Raw genomic sequence first — 19810 nt, 5'->3', positions numbered from 1 at the left:
GTCTGCGTCGCTCAGCGGGCGTCGGTCCCGCCTTCACTTCCATCATCCTCGCCGCTGCCTTCCGCATCCCCTTCGCCCAGGTCGCCGAGCAGCGATTGCGCCTGCTCGGTGGCCAGCGATTCCACTCCGCGCAGCCTGCGCTCGATGGTGCGCGTCTTGCGGCTGGCGTCGCCGATGCTGCGGCCCACGGTGCTGATCTGCTTCTCGGCCTTCTCGAGGATGCCGGCGAACTTCCCGAATTCGCTCTTCACCGCCCCCAGCAGGCTCCACACCTCGCTGGACCGCTGTTCGATGGCCAGCGTGCGGAAACCCATCTGCAGGCTGTTGAGCAGAGCGGTGACCGTGGTCGGCCCAGCCACGACCACGCGGTGATCGCGCTGCAGGCCGTCAACCAGGCCCGGACGCCGGATCACTTCGGCATACAGGCCTTCGGTAGGCAGGAACATCACTGCGAAATCCGTGGTGTGCGGCGGCACGATGTACTTCTCGCAGATCGACTTGGCCTGCACCCGCACCGCGCGCTCAAGCTGGATGCCCTGCAGGCGCACGCCCTCGGCATCGCCCTGCTCCTGCGCATCGAGCAGGCGCTCATAGTCCTCACGCGGGAACTTGGAGTCGATCGGCAGCCATACCGGCGTGTCGTCGTTCCTGCGGCCCGGCAGGCGCACGGCGATGTCGACCATCTCGCCACTGTCTGGACGGACCTTGACGCCCCGCGCGTACTGCTCCTGGGTCAGGGTCTGCTCGAGAATGTTCTCCAGCTGCACTTCGCCCCAGCTGCCGCGGTTCTTGACGTTGGTCAGCACGCGCTTGAGGTCGCCGACGCCGGTGGCCAGCTGCTGCATCTCGCCCAGCCCGCGCTGCACCTGCTCCAGGCGTTCGGAGACCAGGGTGAACGACTGCCCCAGTCGTGTTTCCAGCGTCGACTGCAGCTTCTCATCGACGGTGTGGCGCATCTGCTCCAGCTTCTGGGCGTTGTCATTCTGCAGCGCGCGCAGCTGTTCTTCCAGAGTGGCGCGCATCTCGGCGATGCGCTGTTCATTGCGCTGGGTCAGCTCCTGCAGCCGCAGTCCCAGGCTATCGGTCAGGCGCTGCTGGGACAGTGCACCCTCTTCGCGGCCCTTGCGTGCATCGTCCACCAGGGTCTGGCGCAGCGCGCCGAGCTGGGCATCGGTGCGGCCGGTGAGTTCCTGCAGCTGCTGGCCGAAGGCATGGATGCGCGCCTCCTGCTGCTGGCCGAAGCTCTCCAGCTGGCCTCGCAGTTCCTGCAGCCGCTGCGCCAGCAGGGCGCCGCTGCGCTGCTGGCTGTCGGCGGCTTCGGCGCGTGCCTTGCGTGCATCCTCGCCCAGCGCCTCGCGCAGCAGGTCCAGGCGCTGGTCGGTGCGGGTCGACAGGTCGGTCAGCGCCCGGGCAAAGCCATCCAACTGTTCGCGCAGTTCACTGCGGCCCGTCCGCGCCTCCTCGCGTACGGCCTGCTCCAGCCGATCATGCGGTGGGCGGCGCAGCAGGGCGACCAGCTGCAGGATGAGTACGACCAACAGGAGGCCGGCGATGAGCAGGGATTCGGTTTGCATGGCACCAGTGTAGGCTGGGCCAGTCTCAACTGCTGCGTCCCGCCCCGGTCATGCTCGCGCTGTTCGGAAAGCCCACGTCGATCAACGTACGCAAGGTGCTGTGGCTGTGCGCCGAGCTCAGGCTGGCCATCGAGCACGACCCGGCACCGTCGGCACGGCGGCTGGCCGGGCTGAATCCGAACCTGCAGGTGCCGGTGCTGCGCGACGGCGGCTTCGTGCTGTGGGAATCGAACAGCATCTGCCGTTACCTGGCCTCCCGCGCCGGACGCGCTGACCTGCTGCCGGCAGATGCGCAGGCGCGTGCGAAGGTCGAGCAATGGATGGACTGGCAGGCGACCGACCTCAACAGCGCCTGGCGCCACGTGTTCATGGCGCGCGTGCGGCAGCATCCTGACTATCCCGACGACGGCCGCGCCGAGACCGGCCTGGCCCGCTGGAATGAGCTCATGGGTCTGCTGGATGCCCAGCTGGCCGGCACGGGAGCGTATGTCACCGGCGACGACTTCACCCTGGCTGACATCGCGCTGGGCCTGTCCACCCAGCGCTGGCGCAGCACCCCCGGCGCCAAGCCCGCGCTGCCCTGCCTTGACGCCTGGTTTGACCGCCTGCGGCCGCGACCCGGGTTCGCCGAACACGTCGACAACGGTGACCCCTGAGGCAGCGGCACGTACCGCGAGGCCTCCTGCAGGGCCGGGTCATGCTTTGCTCTGCAGGAGGCAGACAGGCCTCTACCAGCCCTCGAGAACGATCTTGCCCTTGGCGCGGTGACTCTCCAGCACGGCATGCGCGCGGCGCAGGCTCGCCGCTTCAATACGGCCGAAATGCTCGCCCAGCGTGGTCTGCAGCACGCCGGCATCGACCAGGTCCGCGACGCGGTTCAACAGCACGTGCTGCTGCTGCATGTCCGGCGTCCGGTACAGCGGGCGGGTGAACATCGATTCCCAATGCAGCGACAGCGCCTTGCGCTTGAGCGCCATCACATCCAGCTGGCCAGGATCGTCGATCAGCCCCAGCTGGCCCTGTGGCGCCAGCACCTCCACGATCTGCGCGAAATGCTGGTCGGTGTGGGTCAGGCTGGCGACATGCTCCACCTGCGCGATGCCCAGCCGTGCCAGCCCTTCGGCCAGTGGCTGGCCGTGGTCGATCACATGGTGCGCGCCCATCGCGTACACCCAGTCCTGCGTCTCCGGGCGCGAGGCGGTGCCGATCACGGTCAAGCGGGTCAGGCGACGCGCGAGCTGCACCAGGATCGAGCCGACGCCACCGGCCGCGCCGATCACCAGCAGGGTCTGTCCCTCGCCGGCGCCCTCGCCGATGCGCAGGCGATCAAACAGCAGCTCCCAGGCCGTGATCGCCGTCAGCGGCAGGGCTGCGGCGGCCGCATCATCGAGGCTGGCCGGCTTGCGGCCCACGCTGCGCTCGTCCACCAGCTGGTACTCGGCATTGCTGCCGGACCGGTCGATCACGCCTGCGTAGTAGACCGCGTCGCCCGGCTGGAACAGGGTCACCTCGCTGCCCACCGCATCGACGATGCCGACGGCATCCCAGCCGAGCACGCGCGGGCCATCGGTGGCCATGTTGCGGCGGACCTTGGTGTCGACCGGGTTCACCGCCACTGCGCGCACCGCCACCCGGAGGTCGCGCGGGCCCGGCTGCGGAAGCGGCAGGTCGATATCGATCAGGGCCTGTGCATCGTCGATCGGCAGGCCGGCATGGGAATAGGCAATGGCGCGCATGGCAGCGGTCCAGTGGGAAAGGAGGCCACAGCGTGCGCCGCGCACGGTCCGCCGGAAAGGCGCACAATCGGGCAGGACTTTCACTCCTGCGATGAAAATGATCCGCTTCGACGACCTGCAGCTGTTCGTCCGTACCGCTGCACTGGGCAGCTTCTCGCAGGCCGCGCGCGAGGCCGACCTGCTGCCCGGACAGGTCGCCGCCGCCGTGGCCCGGCTCGAGCGCGAACTGGACCTGCGCCTGTTCGTGCGCACCACCCGCAGCCTGCGGCTGACGGCCGAAGGCGCGCTGTACCTGCCTTACGCGCAGGAGGTGCTGGCGACCCTGCGCGAGGGCCAGGCCCGGGTGCAGGGCGAGGATGCCGAGCTGCATGGCACGCTGCGGCTCTCTGCCCCGTCGGACTTCGGACGCAACCTGCTGCTGCCGTGGCTGACCCGGTTCCGTGCGATGCATCCGCGCCTGCGGCTGCATCTGCGCCTGTCCGACGAAGTGGCCGATGTATTCCGCGATCCGGTCGATGTGGCGATCCGCATCGGGCATTTCGATGATGCCAGCTATGTCGCCCTGCCCCTGCTGGAAGGCAACCGGCGCGTGCTGGCGGCGTCGCCCGGCTACCTGCAGCGGCGCGGCACGCCGCAGCGGCTGGAGGATCTGCGCGATCACGACTGCCTGGCCTACCAGCTCGGTGGTCGCGCCTACGACCGCTGGGCCTTCGAGGTCGACGGCCGTCGCGTGGTGATCCCGGTACAGGGCCCGCTGGTGTGCGACGACGCCGATGTGGTGCGGCGCTGGGCGGTGGCCGGTGAGGGCATCACCTACAAGTCCTGGCTGGACCTGCGCGAGGACGTGCTCGCCGGGCGCCTGCAGCTGCTGCTTGGCGGTGTGGGCAGCCATATCCCACTGCAGCTGGTCTGCCCGCACCGCAAGCAGTTCTCGCCCGCGGTGCGGCAGCTGCATGCGCAACTGCGCCAGCACCTGCAACCGCTGCTGTCGGGCATGCCCGAGGGCGGCGGCGGCCCCCTGTCGCAGCGCGCGGCACTGGCCGACAATACCGGCTCCCCGTAGCGAGAGAACACCGCCATGCCGTGGATGGGCATCCAGGACCTGTGGACGTTTCTGGTCGCCGTGCTGGTGTTCCTCGCCCTGCCCGGGCCTGGCACGTTCACCCTGTTGACCGCCACCGGCCGGGGCGGGGTGCGCGGTGGTTACACCGCACTGGCCGGCCTGCTGGTCGGCGACCAGATCCTGATGTGGCTGGCCCTGGCCGGCGTGGCGGCCCTGCTGAAGGCCAACCCGCTGGTCTTTCACGCCGTGCAGTACCTGGGCGCGGCCTATCTGGTGTGGGTGGGCATCAGCCTGCTGCGCACGCCCAGGCAGGAGGGGGGCGATGCCGGCCCGATCCGCATGCAGCCGGGCCGCTACTTCCAGCAGGCGATCCTGGTCAGCCTGCTCAATCCGAAGGCGATCCTGTTCTACATGGCCTTCCTGCCGCTGTTCATCGATCCCAGGGCGCACCAGGGCATCGCCACCTTCGTCGCGCTGGCGGGGATCATCTTCGTGGTCAGCATCGCCTACTGCTCGCTGCTGATCTGGGTCGGCAACCTGGCGCGGCGCCGGTTGATCCAGCATCCGCGCGTCAGCGACGCGTGGCCGGAGTGTTCCTGGTCGGCTTCGGCATCCGCCTGGGACTGAACGGCTGACCGGCACGGCGACGGCTGTCGGGCCCGTTCCGCAACCTTTGTGCTGATTCCGGCAGTGTCGTCGCGGTCATGCGCGCGCTGCGCCAGGCATGACCCCCGTCAGTGGTAATGCTGCGCTGCGTTCGGTCACACTCGGAGACTTGTCGTTATCAGTCACCCCTTCCGAGGCCTGCATGTCCCTGCTCCGGCGCAAGTCCCTAGATTCCGTCACCGTCCATGAAGCCGGCAGGCGACTGGTCCCGACACTCAGCTGGCCGCACCTGATCGCGCTGGGCATCGGCGCCATCGTCGGTACCGGCATCTACACGCTGATCGGCGTCGGTGCCAATCTCGCCGGCCCGGCCGTCCTGATCTCCTTCGCCATCGCCGGTGCGGTCTGCGCCTGCGCGGCCCTGTCCTACGCCGAGCTGTCGACGATGATGCCGGCCGCCGGCAGTGCCTACACCTACAGCTACAGCGCGTTGGGCGAGGTGTTCGCCTGGGTGGTGGGCTGGAGCCTGATCCTGGAGTACTCGCTGGTGGTCAGCACGGTGGCCGTGGGCTGGTCGGGGTACTTCGTCGGCTTCCTGGAGTGGGTCCACACCCAGTTCGGCTGGGACGTGACCCTGCCGGCCGCGCTGGCCGCGGGTCCGCACGTGGAAGGCGGCATGATCAATCTGCCGGCGATCGTCATCACCTGGCTGGTGGCCCTGATGCTGATGGCCGGCACCAAGGAGAGCGCGACCCTCAACGCGATCCTGGTGGTGTTCAAGCTGATCGCGCTGGCCATCTTCGTGGCAGTGGCACTGCCGGCCTTCGACAGCAGCAACCTGCAGCCGTTCATGCCGTATGGCTTCGCCAAATCACTGGGTCCGGATGGTGTCGAGCGAGGCGTGATGGCGGCCGCCGCGATCATCTTCTTCGCCTTCTACGGTTTCGACGCGATCTCCACAGCTGCCGAGGAGACCAAGAACCCGGGCCGCGACCTGTCGATCGGCATCATCGGCTCGATGATCGGCTGCACCATCGTCTACGTGCTGGTGGCGCTGGCCGCCGTGGGTGCGATGAGCTACGCGGTGTTCGGCCACAGTGCTGAGCCGCTGGCGCTGATCATGCGCCAGCTCGGCCACCCGACCGCGGCGATGGTGATCGGTGTCATCGCGATCATCGCCCTGCCGACCGTGCTGCTGGCCTTCCTGTACGGGCAGAGCCGCATCTTCTTCGTCATGAGCCGCGATGGCCTGCTGCCGCGTGGCCTGTCCAAGGTCAGCGCGCGCACCGGTACGCCGGTGGCCACCACGCTGTTCACCGCGCTGGTGGTGTCGGCCCTGGCCGGCGTGGCACGCCTGGACGAGATCGCGGCATTGGCCAATGCCGGCACCCTGGCGGCGTTCACCGCGGTAGGCATCTGCCTAGTCGTGCTGCGCGTGCGTGAACCGAACCGCGAGCGAACCTTCCGCACGCCGCTGGCCTTCATCGTCGGGCCACTGGCTGCGCTGGGCTGCATCTACCTGTTCATCAGCCTGCCGCACACCACGCAGCTGTACTTCCTGCTGTGGAATGTCGCGGGCCTGGTGCTGTACTTCCTGTACAGCCGCCGCCATGCGCTGATCGCGCGCTGATCCAGACCGCGCCGGGCCCGGCCCGGCGCAGATCCGGCCCGGGCGGGGCGGTTACCCGCCCTGCCTGGCGGCGTAGTCCTGCGCCTGCCGCATCACCCGCAGCAGATTGCCGCCCCAGATGCCGGCGATCTGCTGTTCCGTGTATCCCTTGCGCAGCAGCCACGCGGTGATCTTCGGCAGCTGGCTGACATCGGGCAGGTCACTCAGGCCGCCGCCGCCGTCCCAGTCCAGGCCGATGCCCACGTGTTCGGGCCCGACCACCTGGAGGATGTGCTCGAAGTGGGCGAAGAAGTCCTCCAGGCTGGCGTGCCGGACGGGGTGTTCGTGGTCCAGTGCCTGTTCGGCCTTCAACAGGGCCACGCCCTGCTCGATGCCCATGCCTTCCCAGCCTCCCAGCTGCCGGCTGAGTGCTTCTTCGGCCTGTTTGCGCTCGGCCGTCTTGCCGGTGTCGATCAGATAGCCGCCATAGGCGTTGACCTGGATCACACCACCAGCCTTGGCCAGCTTCTTCAGCCGCGCGTCGTCGAGGTTGCGTGGATGGTCGTAGACCGCCTTGGCTGAACTGTGCGAGAGCACGAACGGCACCGGCATCATCGCCAGCAGATCGTCGAACACGGCATCGGAGGCATGCGACTGGTCGATGACGATGCCGAGCTTCACCGCCTCGCGCACCAGCGCCTTGCCGGCCGGGCTCAGGCCTTTCCACTCCGGTCCCTTCGGATCGGTCGCAGAATCAGCGAACTCGTTGTTGGCGAAATGCACCGTGCTCAGCAGGCGCAGGCCGGCACGGTGATAGAACGAAAGCAGGCTGGGGTCGGCCACCAGCGGGCTGGCGTTCTCCATGCTGATGTAGACCACGCGTTTGCCGGCGGCCTTGATCCGCGCCGCATCGTCAGCGGTCAGGGCCAGGGCGAACCGATCGCCGTTGGCCGCCACCATTTCGCGGATTTCCAGCAGGCGCTGCAGGCCGTGATCGCGCTCGGCCAGGTGGGCGGCGGCGCTGCGGTCGCCCTGGTCGGTGTAGATCGCCCAGAACCCGCCGTCCAGTGCTCCCTCGACCATGCGCGGGTAGTCCACCTGTGACAGCGCATTGCGATCATGGCGCTGTTCGATATCGAAGCCGGTGCGGCCAAAGTTGGCCGGCGTATCCAGGTGGCTGTCGAGCGTCAGCAGGCGCTGCTGCAATGTCTTGGCACGCGCAAGCTCCTGCGCGCTGAACTCGATGGCATGGGCGGTCAGCGGCGCGCTCAGCGCCAGGGCAAGCAGCACGGACAGACGGCGCAACGACGGCATGGGGTTCCTACCGGCAATGGGAAGAACCCGACCATAGCGCTGCGGCCGGCCAATTTGTAGAGCCGAGCGCATGCTCGGCTGCCAGACAGATCAGCCGAGCGTGGGCTCGGCTCTACAGCGCCACGCGGTCAATCAACCACGCGGCAGAACACCGCCTTCAGGTAACGCGATTCCTGCACGTGGGCCATGAACGGATGATCCGCGCCGGCACCGGCAACCTTCAGGATCTGCAGGGTGCGACCGGAGAAATAGGCCGCACGGCGCAGCATGTCCAGGAACTGGTCCTCGGCCACCAGGCCGGTGCAGGAGAAGGTGGCGAACAGGCCACCGGGCTTGACCACGCCCAGCGCCAGCTTGTTCATATCCAGGTACTTCTTCAGCGCATTGATCACCTGGTCGCGGTCGCGGGTCATCTTGGCCGGATCCAGGATCACCACGTCGTACTGCTCACCGCGGTTGGCGGCATCGCGCAGCCACGGGAAGATGTCGGACTGGATGAACTTCGGGCGCACGTTGTTCAGGCGCGAATTGCCCTTGGCGATCTGGATGACGTCTTCATCGATGTCGATGCCGACCACGTCCGAGGCCCCGCGTGCCGCTGCATAGACCGCGAAGCCGCCGGTGTTGCAGCACAGGTCGAGCACGCTCTTGCCTTCCACCTGCTGGCTCAGCCATTGCCGGTTCTCGCGCTGGTCGGCGAAGAAGCCGGTCTTGTGCGCGCCGGCCGGATCGGCGCGGAACTTGATCCCGTACTCGGTGATCACCGACGCTTCGGTGGTGGTGTTGCCGTGGAAATCGAAGCTTTCCTGCTTCTGCACGTGTTCGTCGGCGAAGCTGTGGAAGCGGCAGCCGGGGAACTGCTCACGCAGCGCATCGTAGATCCACTCGCGGTGACGGAACATGCCGGCGGCAAAGAACTCGACCACCACCAGGTCGCCGTAGCGATCGACCACCAGGCCGGACAGGCCATCGCCCTCGCTGTGCACCACGCGCCAGGCGTCGGACACGGCGTCCAGCTTCAGCACGTCACGGCGCAGCGACACCGCCTGGGCGATCTTGCGCGAGAACCAGCCGGCATCAACCGCAACGGCCTGATGGGTTTCAAGAATGCGCACGGCGATGCGCGAGTGCCCGTTGTAGAACCCGCGCCCGATGAATTCCCCGTCCACCCCGACCACGTCGACGAGGGAACCGGGCTTGGGCCGGACGGTCGGCTTCTCGACCAGTTTCTGGAAGATCCACGGGTGGCTGGAGCGCCACGCGTTCTTGAGGCGGACAACGGGAAGGGGGGTATTCATCCACCCATTGTAAACCGGGCGCCGGGGTCGGATCCCCGCAGGGGCTCTGACCCCAGTGTGGCGACGGCCCCGGGGTCGGAGCCCCGTTGGGGATCCGACCCCGGCAAACCGGCATTTGACGGCGGCGGGGCCAGACGGCAGAATCGGCGCCAGAAGGGGAGTAGCTCCCAGACGTTGTCGCCGTCATTTCGAGCCCGCAGGCTCCGGTGCAACGGCAGTTCCAGCCGACTGGAACTGCGAGCGAGACCTTCGCCGTACTGGCGAAGCTCTGTCCCTGGATCCCCTCCCGATCCTCCGTTGCAGATCCTCGCCGTCCGGCCTGGCATTCATCTTTCCAACGGACATTCCCAATGCAGACGATCGGTAACGTGTGGTTGTGGGGCGGCTTCGCAGCGGTGGTGGTCATCGCCCTGCTGGTCGACCTCGTGTTGATGCGCCATGGTGGACCGCACAAGGTCACCTTCAAGGAGGCGCTGTGGTGGTCCATCGGCTGGGTCGCGCTGGCCCTGCTGTTCAACGCCGGCCTCTGGTACTACCTGAATGAGACCGCCGGCCAGGTCGTGGCCAACAAGGTTGGTCTCGAATTCCTGACCGGCTACCTGGTCGAGAAGGCGCTGGCGGTCGACAACATCTTTGTCTTCCTGATGATCATGAGCTACTTCGCGGTGCCGGAAGAGCAGCGCCAGAAGGTGCTGATCATCGGCATCCTGGGTGCGATCGTGCTGCGTACGATCATGATCTTCGCTGGTAGCGTGCTGATCAGCCAGTTCCATTGGCTGCTCTACGTGTTCGGCGCCTTCCTGCTGTTCACCGGCTGGAAGATGTGGTTTGCCGCCGGACAGGAGCCGGACCTGGAGAGCAACCCGGCCCTGCGCTGGATGCGCAAGCACCTTCGCCTGCTGCCGGAGTACGCCGGCAACGCCCTGAGCGTGAAGCGCGACGGCGTGCGCTGGTTCACCCCGTTGTTCGCGGTGCTGATCCTGATCGCCGTCACCGACGTGATCTTCGCGGTGGACAGCATCCCGGCGATCTTCGCGATCACCACCGATCCGTTCATCGTGCTGACCTCCAACGTGTTCGCGGTACTGGGCCTGCGTGCGATGTTCTTCCTGCTGGCCGGCATGGCCGACCGCTTCCACCTGCTGCCGTACGGCCTGGCACTGGTGCTGGGTTTCATCGGCATCAAGATGATGATCATCGACCTGTTCAAGATCCCGACCCCGGTCTCGCTGGGCGTGGTCGCGCTGATCATTGCCGCCACCGTCGTGCTGAGCCTGAAGTACCCGCCCAAGGAAGGCGAAGGCCAGGCCTGATCGCGGCTGGCAGACATGGCCAGCGGGATTGTCCCGCTGGCCGCTTCCACTCTCCCGCAGCGGTGGCCTTGGTTTCGCGCCAGCCACCGCCATTGCTTGAGGTATGAACAGCAACGCGCCCCTGCCCGCCGGCGACGTGCCGGCCCCCCGTAACGACCGCCTCCGCATCCTGCGGGCGTTCAATGTCAGCCTGGCCGCCGTGCTGGTGCTGGTGGTCGTGTTCGCCCTGCAGGGCACGTTCGACTGGCGCCCCTGGGCGGTAGCGCCGCTGGAAGCCAAGGGCCTGCTCGGCCTGCTCGGCGGCCCGCTGCTGCATGCCTCGGTCGAGCACATCGCCGCCAACAGCATCGCGATCCTGATCCTCGGCACCCTGGCCGGAAGCGTCTATCCCAGGGCCACCGTCCGCGCCCTGCCCCTGCTCTGGCTGGGATCGGGTGTGGGCGCATGGATGCTGGGCAATCCCGGCAGCGTCCATCTGGGTGCCAGTGGCGTGACCCACGGTCTGATGTTCCTGCTCGCCGGCCTCGGCCTGCTGCGTCGCGACCGCGCCGCCATCGCCACCGGCCTGATCGGCATGCTGTTCTACGGTGGCATGCTGATGACCATCCTGCCGCATGCCGACGGCGTGTCCTGGCAATCGCACATGGGCGGCGCCTTCGCCGGCATCATCGCAGCGCTGCTGTTCCGCACCGCCGACCCGCTGCCACCGCGTCCGCGCTACAGCTGGGAGGACGAGGAAGACAACGCAGAACCGCTGGCCGACGATGAACTGGAGCCGCCGTCGCCACACCGTGTGCCGGTCCTGTGGCAGCCGCGCGAAGGGCAGGATTACGTGGTCATCCCGTTCCGGCGGCCGGACGAACCGCGCGGCTGAGGTGGGATGGGTCCCGGGCATGGCCCGGCACCCGGGTAGCGCCGGGCCATGCCCGGCGGCGTTGACGTGTCAGTTCGCCGCGTTGCCCGCCGCGCCAGTGCCATCCACCGCCTGCCGGCCCAGCGCCGGGTCATCGGTGAAGAACGCATCGATGCCGGTGGCCAGATAGGCGCGCATCTCGGCGATCGAGCCTTCGGCGTTGCGCGCGTTGTCCGCCCCCCTGCGCAGGTTGCTGGGCTGGAACTGATTCTCCGGGCGGAAGGTATACGGGATCACCATCAGGCCGGCCGCGTGCGCATCGCGCACCAGCGCGGTCGGCGTTCCCAGCGCACCGTTGGCGTCCAGCGGAATGATCGAGCGCAGTTCAGGACCGATGCCATCGGCATAGGCCGCGATGTCCTTCAGGCCCGCTGGAGTCATCATCTGTGCATAGGTCAGCGTGCCCCCGGCCTTGGCGACGTCGGCCGGCTGGGTATCGCCCTTCCACAACAGCTGCAGCAGGCGGATGTTGCTGTCCTGCGGGATCTTGCTGCGCAGGTAACGCAGGTTGGCGGTCTCGAAGGACTGGATGGTGACCGGACCGACGTTGGTGTAGGCATTGCCACGCAGCGCGGCCAGCAGTTTGTCTTCCATCGGCAGACCGATGGACTGGAAGTAGGTCGGATGCTTGATCTCCGGCACCAGACCGATGCCTCGATTGGCGCGGCCGGCCTGCTGGACCAGGAAGGCGAGGATTTCATCGAGACTGGCGATGCGGAACTGGCCGTCGTAGGCCGTGCTGCGCAGGTCGGGCAGGCGTTCGCGCGCGTACAGCGTCTTCAGCTCGGCCAGGGTGAAGTCTTCGGTGAACCATCCGTCCACCGTCTGCCCGTCGATGACCTTGCGGGTGCGGCGGCTGGCGAATTCGGGATGCGAGGCGACATCGGTGGTGCCCCCGATCTCGTTCTCATGGCGGGCCACCATCACCCCGTCCCTGGTCATCACCAGGTCCGGTTCGATGTAGTCGGCTCCGTCGGCGATGGCCTGTGCATACGCAGCCAGGGTGTGTTCCGGCAGCAGCGCGCTGGCGCCGCGATGACCATAGACCGACGCCCTGGCCGCAGCCGGGAGAGAGGATTCAGCACTCATGGCCACCGATGGTGCCACGGCCAGCGACAACAGCAACGCACAACCCCACGACTTCACTGCAACGTCCCCCAACGGTAGGTGATGGGCGGCAGTATGCGGCGGCAATGTGACAGGTGGGGGACCTGGGGTCGGATCCCCGCAGCGGCTGTCACCCCATGTGGCAAACGGGGTCAGAGCCCCTGCGGGAATCTGACCCCGGCTTACTTGCCGATGCAGAAGCTGGAGAAGATCCGTCCCAGCAGGTCATCGGCGCTCATCTGCCCGGTGATCTCGCCCAGCGCGTCATGCGCCAGGCGCAGCTCTTCGGCTGCCAGTTCCAGGTGTTCGTGGGCCAGCTCGCCATCAGCGCGACGGGCATGTTCCTGCGCACGCTCGATTGCATCCACGTGGCGGGTGCGCGCGGAGAACTCGCCGTCCACCTGTTCGCCCGCGCCTGCCGACGCGATCGCGCGCAGGCGCGCGTGGAGGTCGTCGAGTCCTGCACCGGTGGCGGCCGAAACGAACACACGGTCCGGATCGTCCACGGTGGGGCCGGCCTGCAGCAGATCTGACTTGTTGTGGATGTAGACCTTGTGCGGCACAGCCCTCACCGCTTCGCCGATGGCCGCCTCTCCCGCCGCCGGATCGCGTGCATCCAGCACGATCAGCGCCAGGTCGGTGCGTTCGATCTCCACGCGCGCGCGGCGCATGCCTTCGCGTTCGATGGCGTCGCCACCGTCGCGCAGGCCGGCGGTATCGACCAGGGTCAGCTCCAGTCCATCCAGGCGGATGGTCTCGCGCAGCGTGTCGCGCGTGGTGCCGGCGATGTCGGTGACGATGGCGCGTTCGCTGCCGGCAAGCGCATTGAGCAACGAACTCTTGCCGGCGTTGGGCGGGCCGATCAGCACCGCGTGCAGGCCATCGCGCAGGCGGCGGCCACGCTCGGCATCGCGGCGCAGCAGGGCCAGGTCGCTGCGTGCCAGTTCCAGCCCGCGGCGCACCTGCGCGCCGCCCAGCGTATCCAGCGGCTCATCTACAAAATCGATGGCCGCTTCCACATGCACGCGCAGCAGCACCAGCTGCTCGACCACGGCGTCGATGCGCCGCGAGAACACCCCGTCCAGCGAGCGACGGGCAGCACGCGCGGCGCGGTTGTCGCCCGCAGCGATCAGATCGGCGATGGCCTCGGCCTGGGCCAGATCGAGCTTGCCGTTGAGGAAGGCGCGCTCGCTGAACTCACCGGGCCGCGCCTGCCGCGCGCCGAGCGCGATGCAGCGTGCAACCAGTTGCTGCAGCAACACCGGGCTGCCATGGCCCTGCAGTTCCACCACTTCTTCGCCGGTGAAGCTGTTCGGTGCCGGGAACCACAGCACGATGCCATCGTCGATCACCTCGCCGTCGGCGTCGCGTAGACGTGCGTAATGCGCGTGACGTGGGCGCAGGCCGGTTGCGCCCAGTGCGTTGGCGATGGCGGCGGCGCGCGGGCCGGACAGGCGCAGGATGCCGACGCCACCTGCACCTGGCGCGCTGGCGATGGCGACAATGGTGTCAGTGCGGGCTGCCTCATTCATCGCTTGGAACGTCTCCGGTTGCGCACGCGCGGAATTCTACCGCCTCATGCGAAAAGCCCGCCTTACGGCGGGCTTCTGCTGCGGTCAGCCGGCCAGCGGCCGACTCTACCGATTACTTCTTCTTGACCGGAGCCGATGCGGCGGTGGCCGGGACCGGGTCGCCGCCATGGCGCTTGGTCATCCACCACTGCTGCAGCAGGCCCAGGCCGCCGTTGACCACCCAGTACAGGACCAGGCCGGACGGCATGAAGGCCATCATGACGCCGAACACCAGCGGCATGAACTGCATCATCTTCTGCTGCATCGGGTCCATGCCCGGCGCAGGCGTGAGCTTCTGGGTGAACCACATCACCGCCACGTTGATCACCGGCAGGATGAAGTACGGGTCACGCGCGGTCAGGTCCTGGATCCAGCCCAGCCACGGCGCCTGGCGCAGTTCGACCGACTCCACCAGCACCCAGTACAGGGCGAAGAAGATCGGCATCTGGATGAGGATCGGCAGGCAGCCGCCCATCGGATTGATCTTTTCCTTCTTGTACAGCTCCATCATCGCAGTCTGGAACTTCTGGCGGTCATCGCCATAGCGTTCCTTCAGCTGCTGGATGCGCGGCTGGAAGCGGCGCATCTTGGCGCCACTCTTGTACTGCACGGCCGACAGCGGGTACAGCACCAGCTTCAGCAGCACCACCAGGCCAATGATGGCCCAGCCCCAGTTGTTAACCAGCTTGTGCACCTGGTTCAGCACCCAGAACAGGCCCTGGCCGATCAATGCAGGCAGCGAATAGCGGCTGTAGTCGACCACGCGGTCCAGGCCCGGCACGTCTTCCTTGGCGATCTGGTTGACCAGCTTCGGGCCCACCCACAGGCGTGCTTCGGTGCTGGTGGACTGGCCAGGGGCCAGGGTGAAGGCCGGGCCGTTGGCGGTGATCTGATCGCGGCCATCACGCTGGGAGAGCACGTAGTGCGCGGCTTGGTCCTTCTGCGGGATCCACGCGGTGAAGAAGTGGTGCTGCAGCATCGCCAGCCAGCCGCCGGTGATGGTCTGGTTCAGGGCACCGTCCTCCAGGTAATCCTTGAACGCACGACGCTGGTACTTTTTGTCGTTGTCGTACCAGGTGGCACCGTTGAAGCTGAAGGAATCCGGGTTGGTCATGCTCCGCGACAGGATGGTCGGGGTGCGGTCCAGGGTGCGGTAGACGTAGCCGTTCCACGTGGTGGCGCCGGCATTGCTGACTTCATCCTTGAAGCGCACGGCGTACTCGTTGCGCGAGACGGTGAGGGTGCGCTTGATGGTCACGCCGTTGTCGGCGGTCCACACGAACGGGATCTGCAGTTCGTTCTGGCCCTTGGCCAGCACGAAGTCGCGGGTGTCACCGACCAGCTTGAAGCCGTCGGCGCCGGGCACCGGGGCGTTCTTGTCCTGGCTGGCCCAGCCGCTGATCGCGCTGTACGGATGCGCGGGATCTTCGGTCAGCAGGCGGACCGGCGGGCTGCCTTCATCCTTGGTCTGCGGGAACTGCAGCAGCTCGGCGTCGAGCACGCGGCCCCCGTCCAGTACCAGGCGCAGGACGTCGGTGGTGACGGTCACGCGCTGGGCGGCCGGGGTCGCGCTGGCCTGGGCCTGCGTGGGCGCCTGGCCTGGGGCCGCCGGCACCTGGGCGCTGGGAACGCTGCCTGCGGCGGCGCCCGGCACGGTCTGCGCCGCGGCCGGGGCAGAACGGGTCGTCGGAGCAGGGGTCGGAGCGGCCTGCTCGCGGCTCCACTCCATCCACAGCAGCACGGCCACCATCAGCCAGGCAAAAATGAGAAATACGCGGGTCTGGTTCATCAGCGGACAGGCTCGGCGGGGCCGGAACGCGGTGCCGGCTCGGTCAAAGAGGGAGTTGCGATGCCATCAGGCGGCGGCATTGTGCCGTCCACGCCCGGCGCGGGCAATGCACGCAGGCGGCGCAGCAGGCGCAGGAAGGCCTGGCGGATGTCGTCATTGCTGGCGTGACGCGCAGCACTACGGGCCACGACGACAAAGTCGCCTGGCTGGATATCGGTTCGTGTCTGACGCAGGATGTCGCGCAGGACGCGCTTGATCCGGTTGCGCCCGACGGCGTTCGGATCGACCTTGCGGGAAACCGCCAGACCCAGCCTGGCCGGCCGGTCAGCCGGCAGCCAGTGCAGGGTCATCAGCGGATCGGACACACGGCGGGCGCCGTTGAAGACCGTTGAGTATTCGGCACGCGTGCGAACCCGCGCAGAGCGAGGGAATCGCTTGCGCGGGTCTGCAGTATTCACTGTCGAAGGGATTGCGTCTGCCGCGATGTGCGGCATGGCAATCAGGCGCTCAGGACTTTGCGGCCCTTGGCGCGGCGACGCGACAGGATCTTGCGGCCGTCAGCGGTCTTCATACGGGCACGGAAGCCGTGGTCGCGCTTACGCTTGAGGTTGCTGGGCTGGTAGGTGCGCTTGGTGGCCATTGGGGCCTCTCGTATGAATGGGACGGAAAGAACCGGAAATTCTAGAGAGGTACCCCACCCCGCGTCAAGCCCTGGGGACTACGCGAATTCACCGGCCTGTGCAATAGCTGTGGATGTTTTTGTGAATAAGTAGGGGACAAGCATTCCGAAGGCGGGCGCTCGGTGGTAGTCTGAGCCATCCATTTCCCCCCTTTCCGGCCTGTGTTTGGGCGCCTTGTCGCGCCCCCACCCCGGCCATCGGACGATTATTGCTGATGGATGCCTGGTCCCGTAGTCTCGAACGCCTCGAAGCGGAGTTCCCGCCTGAAGACGTTCACACCTGGTTGAAGCCGCTGCAGGCCGATCTGCGCGTGGACAGCCTGGTGCTGTATGCACCGAATGCCTTCATCGTCGACCAGGTGCGCGAGCTGTACCTGCCGCGCATCCGCGAGCTGCTGGCGCATTTCGCTGGTTTCAGCGACGTTTTTCTTGAAATCGGCTCCCGTCCGCGCCCGGTAGAGGCGCAGACCACGCCGGTTTCCACGCATTCGGCGCACGCAGCCAGCGAACCCCAGGTGCCGTTCGCCGGCAATCTGGACAGCCATTACACCTTCGCCAACTTCGTCGAAGGCCGCAGCAACCAGCTCGGCCTCGCCGCTGCGTTCCAGGCAGCGCAGAAACCGGGCGATCGCGCACACAATCCGCTGCTGCTGTACGGAGGCACCGGACTGGGCAAGACCCACCTGATGTTCGCCGCCGGCAACGCCATGCGCCAGGCCAATCCGGGTGCGAAGGTGCTGTACCTGCGCTCGGAACAGTTCTTCAGCGCGATGATCCGGGCCTTGCAGGAAAAGACCATGGATCAGTTCAAGCGCCAGTTCCAGCAGGTCGACGCGCTGCTGATCGACGACATCCAGTTCTTCGCCGGCAAGGATCGCACCCAGGAAGAGTTCTTCCACACCTTCAACGCCCTGTTCGACGGCAAGCAGCAGATCATCCTGACCTGTGACCGGTACCCGCGTGAGGTCGAAGGGCTGGAAGCACGCCTCAAGTCGCGGCTTGCCTGGGGACTGTCGGTCGCAATCGAACCGCCTGACTTCGAGACCCGTGCGGCGATCGTGCTGGCCAAGGCGCGCGAACGCGGTGCGGAGATTCCCGATGATGTTGCGTTCCTGATCGCCAAGAAGATGCGCTCCAATGTGCGCGACCTCGAGGGCGCGCTGAATACCCTGACCGCCCGCGCCAACTTCACCGGCCGTGCGATCACCACCGAGTTCGCGCAGGAAACCCTGCGTGACCTGCTGCGCGCCCAGCAGCAGGCGATCAGCATTCCCAACATCCAGAAAACCGTTGCCGACTACTACGGACTGCAGATCAAGGATCTGCTGTCCAAGCGCCGCACCCGATCGCTGGCCCGTCCGCGCCAGGTCGCCATGGCCCTGACCAAGGAGTTGACCGAGCACAGCCTGCCCGAGATCGGCGACGCATTCGCCGGTCGCGATCACACCACGGTGCTGCATGCCTGCCGTCAGATCCGGACGTTGATGGAAACCGACGGCAAGCTCCGCGAAGACTGGGACAAGCTGATCCGGAAGCTGAGCGAATGATGCACGGACGCCGATGAGGCGTCATCGCACAAAACGGTGCAGAATCCGGTAGCAAGCGCGGGATGAGTTGTGGATAAAAAAGGCGCCTGACAACGCGCGGAATTTATCCACAGCTTTCCCCACCCTCTGGGGGGCGGTAATACAGAGGGTTTCGAGGCCAGAAATCCTTTTTATTACAAAGACTTAACGTTGTTTTCCAGCGATTCTGTCTCTACCAGCACCACCAAGCTTTTGATTTATTCCACATTTTTTAAAGCATAGGGGCACGGAACCACATGCGTTTCACACTGCAGCGCGAAGCCTTTCTCAAGCCGTTGGCACAGGTCGTCAACGTGGTCGAACGCCGCCAGACCCTTCCGGTTCTGGCCAATTTCCTGGTCCAGGTGCAGAACGGCCAGCTTTCGCTGACCGGTACCGACCTGGAAGTGGAGATGGTGTCGCGGATCGCGGTTGAAGATGCCCAGGACGGCGAAACCACCATTCCGGCGCGCAAGCTGTTCGAGATTATCCGCGCCCTGCCCGATGGCAGCCGGATCACCGTCTCGCAGACCGGTGACAAGATCACCGTGCAGGCGGGTCGCAGCCGCTTCACCCTGGCAACGCTGCCGTCCAACGACTTCCCGTCGGTAGACGAGGTGGAAGCCACCGAGCGCGTGGCGATCGGCGAAGCGACCCTGAAGGAGCTGATTGAACGCACTGCGTTCGCGATGGCCCAGCAGGACGTGCGCTACTACCTCAACGGCCTGCTGTTCGACCTGCGTGGCGATGCGCTGCGTACGGTGGCCACGGACGGACACCGCCTCGCCCTGTGTGAAACGGATCTGGCCAAGCCCAGCGGCTCCAAGCGACAGATCATCGTGCCGCGCAAGGGCGTGACCGAGCTGCAGCGCCTTCTGGAGAGCGGCGACCGGGAGATCGAGCTGGAGGTAGGCCGCAGCCACGTGCGCGTGAAGCGGGACGATGTCACGTTCACCTCGAAGCTGATTGATGGTCGTTTCCCGGACTATGAAGCCGTGATTCCGATTGGTGCCGACCGCGAGGTGAAGGTCGACCGTGAGGCACTGCGTGCCTCGCTGCAGCGTGCGGCCATCCTGTCCAACGAGAAGTACCGCGGCATCCGCGTGGAAGTTTCGCCGGGCAACCTGAAGATCAGCGCGCATAACCCGGAACAGGAAGAAGCGCAGGAAGAGATCGAAGCCGATACCACCGTCAGCGATCTGGCCATCGGCTTCAATGTGAATTACCTGCTGGACGCCCTGTCCGCATTGCGCGACGAAGAGGTCATCATCCAGCTGCGCGACTCCAATTCGTCGGCGCTGGTGCGCGAGTCCAGCAGCGAGAAGTCCCGCCATGTTGTGATGCCGCTGCGGCTCTGACAGTTGCGCTGTTCCACGTGGAACCAGAAGACGCCCGGAACGTTCCGGGCGTTTTTTTTGGTGGGTTCCACGTGGAGCATCCCGTTTCTCCATCGTGCTGCAAGGGGCCAGTCCCCGGTGTGGCAGATCCCTATAGCTGTTCTGCCTGCCCGGATCCGCGTAGTTGCTCCTGTTGCTGACGCGACTATCCACAGACGTCGTTGCAGGCGCTGTCTGCCCTTCCTAGCTTCTAAATCTGGGTATAAATCTAAAGCCTGGTGGTGATGGTAGAGCCAGATTTCGTGGAAAACAGGGTCATCTCGTTGATTTTATTGG

The 19810-nt window shown here is 66.4% G+C and carries 16 protein-coding genes and 1 pseudogene; 8 read left to right on the top strand and 9 right to left on the bottom strand.

Going from position 1 to position 19810, the window contains the following annotated elements; all coding sequences use genetic code 11:
* Positions 1–11 precede the first annotated feature (11 nt).
* The gene (locus AC5P76_RS11970; protein ID WP_253118417.1) at positions 12–1574 is read right to left on the bottom strand and encodes a DNA recombination protein RmuC; all 1563 of its coding nucleotides are present in this window, start codon (positions 1572–1574) and stop codon (positions 12–14) included.
* A 50-nt stretch (positions 1575–1624) separates the two neighbouring features.
* Between AC5P76_RS11970 and AC5P76_RS11965 the strand changes: the two genes are divergently transcribed.
* Positions 1625–2230: a glutathione S-transferase family protein gene (locus AC5P76_RS11965; protein ID WP_111187103.1), complete on the top strand. Its 606-nt coding sequence runs from the start codon at positions 1625–1627 to the stop codon at positions 2228–2230.
* Positions 2231–2302: 72 nt separating this feature from the next.
* Here the strand turns inward: AC5P76_RS11965 and AC5P76_RS11960 are convergent, their stop codons facing one another.
* Positions 2303–3310 carry a zinc-binding alcohol dehydrogenase family protein gene (locus tag AC5P76_RS11960; protein ID WP_253118416.1) on the bottom strand — a complete coding sequence of 336 codons (1008 nt, stop codon included), beginning with the start codon at positions 3308–3310 and terminating at the stop codon, positions 2303–2305.
* A 91-nt stretch (positions 3311–3401) separates the two neighbouring features.
* Here AC5P76_RS11960 and AC5P76_RS11955 point away from each other — a divergent pair, with 91 nt between their 5' ends.
* From AC5P76_RS11955 to AC5P76_RS11945, 3 genes and pseudogenes are all read left to right on the top strand, one after another.
* A complete protein-coding gene (locus AC5P76_RS11955) occupies positions 3402–4373 on the top strand; it encodes a LysR family transcriptional regulator (RefSeq protein WP_111187101.1) in 972 nt (323 codons plus the stop codon).
* A 15-nt stretch (positions 4374–4388) separates the two neighbouring features.
* Positions 4389–5008: pseudogene (gene leuE, locus AC5P76_RS11950) on the top strand (leucine efflux protein LeuE).
* A gap of 173 nt (positions 5009–5181) precedes the next feature.
* Positions 5182–6609 carry an amino acid permease gene (locus tag AC5P76_RS11945; protein WP_053517233.1) on the top strand — a complete coding sequence of 476 codons (1428 nt, stop codon included), beginning with the start codon at positions 5182–5184 and terminating at the stop codon, positions 6607–6609.
* A gap of 51 nt (positions 6610–6660) precedes the next feature.
* Here the strand turns inward: AC5P76_RS11945 and AC5P76_RS11940 are convergent, their stop codons facing one another.
* Both AC5P76_RS11940 and AC5P76_RS11935 read right to left on the bottom strand, forming a co-directional pair.
* Positions 6661–7902 (bottom strand): dipeptidase, encoded by a 1242-nt coding sequence (locus AC5P76_RS11940; RefSeq protein ID WP_053517232.1) that lies wholly within the window; start codon positions 7900–7902, stop codon positions 6661–6663.
* A gap of 128 nt (positions 7903–8030) precedes the next feature.
* Positions 8031–9200: a class I SAM-dependent rRNA methyltransferase gene (locus tag AC5P76_RS11935; RefSeq protein WP_053517230.1), complete on the bottom strand. Its 1170-nt coding sequence runs from the start codon at positions 9198–9200 to the stop codon at positions 8031–8033.
* Between the two features lie 350 nt (positions 9201–9550).
* On the opposite strand from AC5P76_RS11935, the gene AC5P76_RS11930 reads away from it, so the two are divergent.
* The gene (locus tag AC5P76_RS11930) at positions 9551–10513 is read left to right on the top strand and encodes a TerC family protein (protein WP_253118415.1); all 963 of its coding nucleotides are present in this window, start codon (positions 9551–9553) and stop codon (positions 10511–10513) included.
* 103 nt (positions 10514–10616) lie between these two features.
* Positions 10617–11387: a rhomboid family intramembrane serine protease gene (locus AC5P76_RS11925; protein ID WP_053517228.1), complete on the top strand. Its 771-nt coding sequence runs from the start codon at positions 10617–10619 to the stop codon at positions 11385–11387.
* A gap of 69 nt (positions 11388–11456) precedes the next feature.
* On the opposite strand, the gene AC5P76_RS11920 is transcribed toward AC5P76_RS11925, so the two are convergent.
* The 5 genes from AC5P76_RS11920 to rpmH all read right to left on the bottom strand — a co-directional run bounded on the left by AC5P76_RS11920 (position 11457) and on the right by rpmH (position 16533).
* Positions 11457–12572 carry a glycerophosphodiester phosphodiesterase gene (locus AC5P76_RS11920; RefSeq protein ID WP_065182139.1) on the bottom strand — a complete coding sequence of 372 codons (1116 nt, stop codon included), beginning with the start codon at positions 12570–12572 and terminating at the stop codon, positions 11457–11459.
* A gap of 143 nt (positions 12573–12715) precedes the next feature.
* Positions 12716–14065 (bottom strand): tRNA uridine-5-carboxymethylaminomethyl(34) synthesis GTPase MnmE, encoded by a 1350-nt coding sequence (gene mnmE / locus AC5P76_RS11915; protein WP_253118414.1) that lies wholly within the window; start codon positions 14063–14065, stop codon positions 12716–12718.
* 112 nt (positions 14066–14177) lie between these two features.
* A complete protein-coding gene (gene yidC / locus AC5P76_RS11910) occupies positions 14178–15893 on the bottom strand; it encodes a membrane protein insertase YidC (RefSeq protein ID WP_253118413.1) in 1716 nt (571 codons plus the stop codon).
* Entirely contained in the window at positions 15893–16387 is a 495-nt protein-coding gene (rnpA, locus tag AC5P76_RS11905) for a ribonuclease P protein component (RefSeq protein ID WP_080375251.1), read from the bottom strand. Before rnpA ends, yidC begins: the two co-directional genes overlap by 1 nt.
* A 5-nt stretch (positions 16388–16392) precedes the next feature.
* On the bottom strand, positions 16393–16533 hold the full coding sequence (gene rpmH, locus AC5P76_RS11900; protein WP_005411729.1) for a 50S ribosomal protein L34: 141 nt from the start codon (positions 16531–16533) through the stop codon (positions 16393–16395).
* A gap of 254 nt (positions 16534–16787) precedes the next feature.
* Here rpmH and dnaA point away from each other — a divergent pair, with 254 nt between their 5' ends.
* A complete protein-coding gene (gene dnaA / locus AC5P76_RS11895) occupies positions 16788–18119 on the top strand; it encodes a chromosomal replication initiator protein DnaA (protein ID WP_180876229.1) in 1332 nt (443 codons plus the stop codon).
* Positions 18120–18394: 275 nt separating this feature from the next.
* Positions 18395–19495: a DNA polymerase III subunit beta gene (gene dnaN / locus AC5P76_RS11890; RefSeq protein ID WP_005411731.1), complete on the top strand. Its 1101-nt coding sequence runs from the start codon at positions 18395–18397 to the stop codon at positions 19493–19495.
* Positions 19496–19810 lie beyond the last annotated feature (315 nt).

Source organism: Stenotrophomonas sp. YJH_SMC_36, assembly GCF_059369935.1.
This window is presented reverse-complemented; position numbering and strand designations above follow the sequence as displayed.

Coding starts and splice junctions, on each gene's coding strand:
- AC5P76_RS11955 (WP_111187101.1), top strand. CDS start 3,402: ATGAAAATGATCCGCTTCGACGACCTGCAGCTGTTCGTCCGTACCGCT.
- AC5P76_RS11970 (WP_253118417.1), bottom strand. CDS start 1,574: ATGCAAACCGAATCCCTGCTCATCGCCGGCCTCCTGTTGGTCGTACTC.
- mnmE (WP_253118414.1), bottom strand. CDS start 14,065: ATGAATGAGGCAGCCCGCACTGACACCATTGTCGCCATCGCCAGCGCG.
- AC5P76_RS11925 (WP_053517228.1), top strand. CDS start 10,617: ATGAACAGCAACGCGCCCCTGCCCGCCGGCGACGTGCCGGCCCCCCGT.
- dnaA (WP_180876229.1), top strand. CDS start 16,788: ATGGATGCCTGGTCCCGTAGTCTCGAACGCCTCGAAGCGGAGTTCCCG.
- yidC (WP_253118413.1), bottom strand. CDS start 15,893: ATGAACCAGACCCGCGTATTTCTCATTTTTGCCTGGCTGATGGTGGCC.
- rpmH (WP_005411729.1), bottom strand. CDS start 16,533: ATGGCCACCAAGCGCACCTACCAGCCCAGCAACCTCAAGCGTAAGCGC.
- AC5P76_RS11960 (WP_253118416.1), bottom strand. CDS start 3,310: ATGCGCGCCATTGCCTATTCCCATGCCGGCCTGCCGATCGACGATGCA.
- rnpA (WP_080375251.1), bottom strand. CDS start 16,387: ATGCCGCACATCGCGGCAGACGCAATCCCTTCGACAGTGAATACTGCA.
- AC5P76_RS11935 (WP_053517230.1), bottom strand. CDS start 9,200: ATGAATACCCCCCTTCCCGTTGTCCGCCTCAAGAACGCGTGGCGCTCC.
- AC5P76_RS11930 (WP_253118415.1), top strand. CDS start 9,551: ATGCAGACGATCGGTAACGTGTGGTTGTGGGGCGGCTTCGCAGCGGTG.
- AC5P76_RS11945 (WP_053517233.1), top strand. CDS start 5,182: ATGTCCCTGCTCCGGCGCAAGTCCCTAGATTCCGTCACCGTCCATGAA.
- dnaN (WP_005411731.1), top strand. CDS start 18,395: ATGCGTTTCACACTGCAGCGCGAAGCCTTTCTCAAGCCGTTGGCACAG.
- AC5P76_RS11940 (WP_053517232.1), bottom strand. CDS start 7,902: ATGCCGTCGTTGCGCCGTCTGTCCGTGCTGCTTGCCCTGGCGCTGAGC.
- AC5P76_RS11965 (WP_111187103.1), top strand. CDS start 1,625: ATGCTCGCGCTGTTCGGAAAGCCCACGTCGATCAACGTACGCAAGGTG.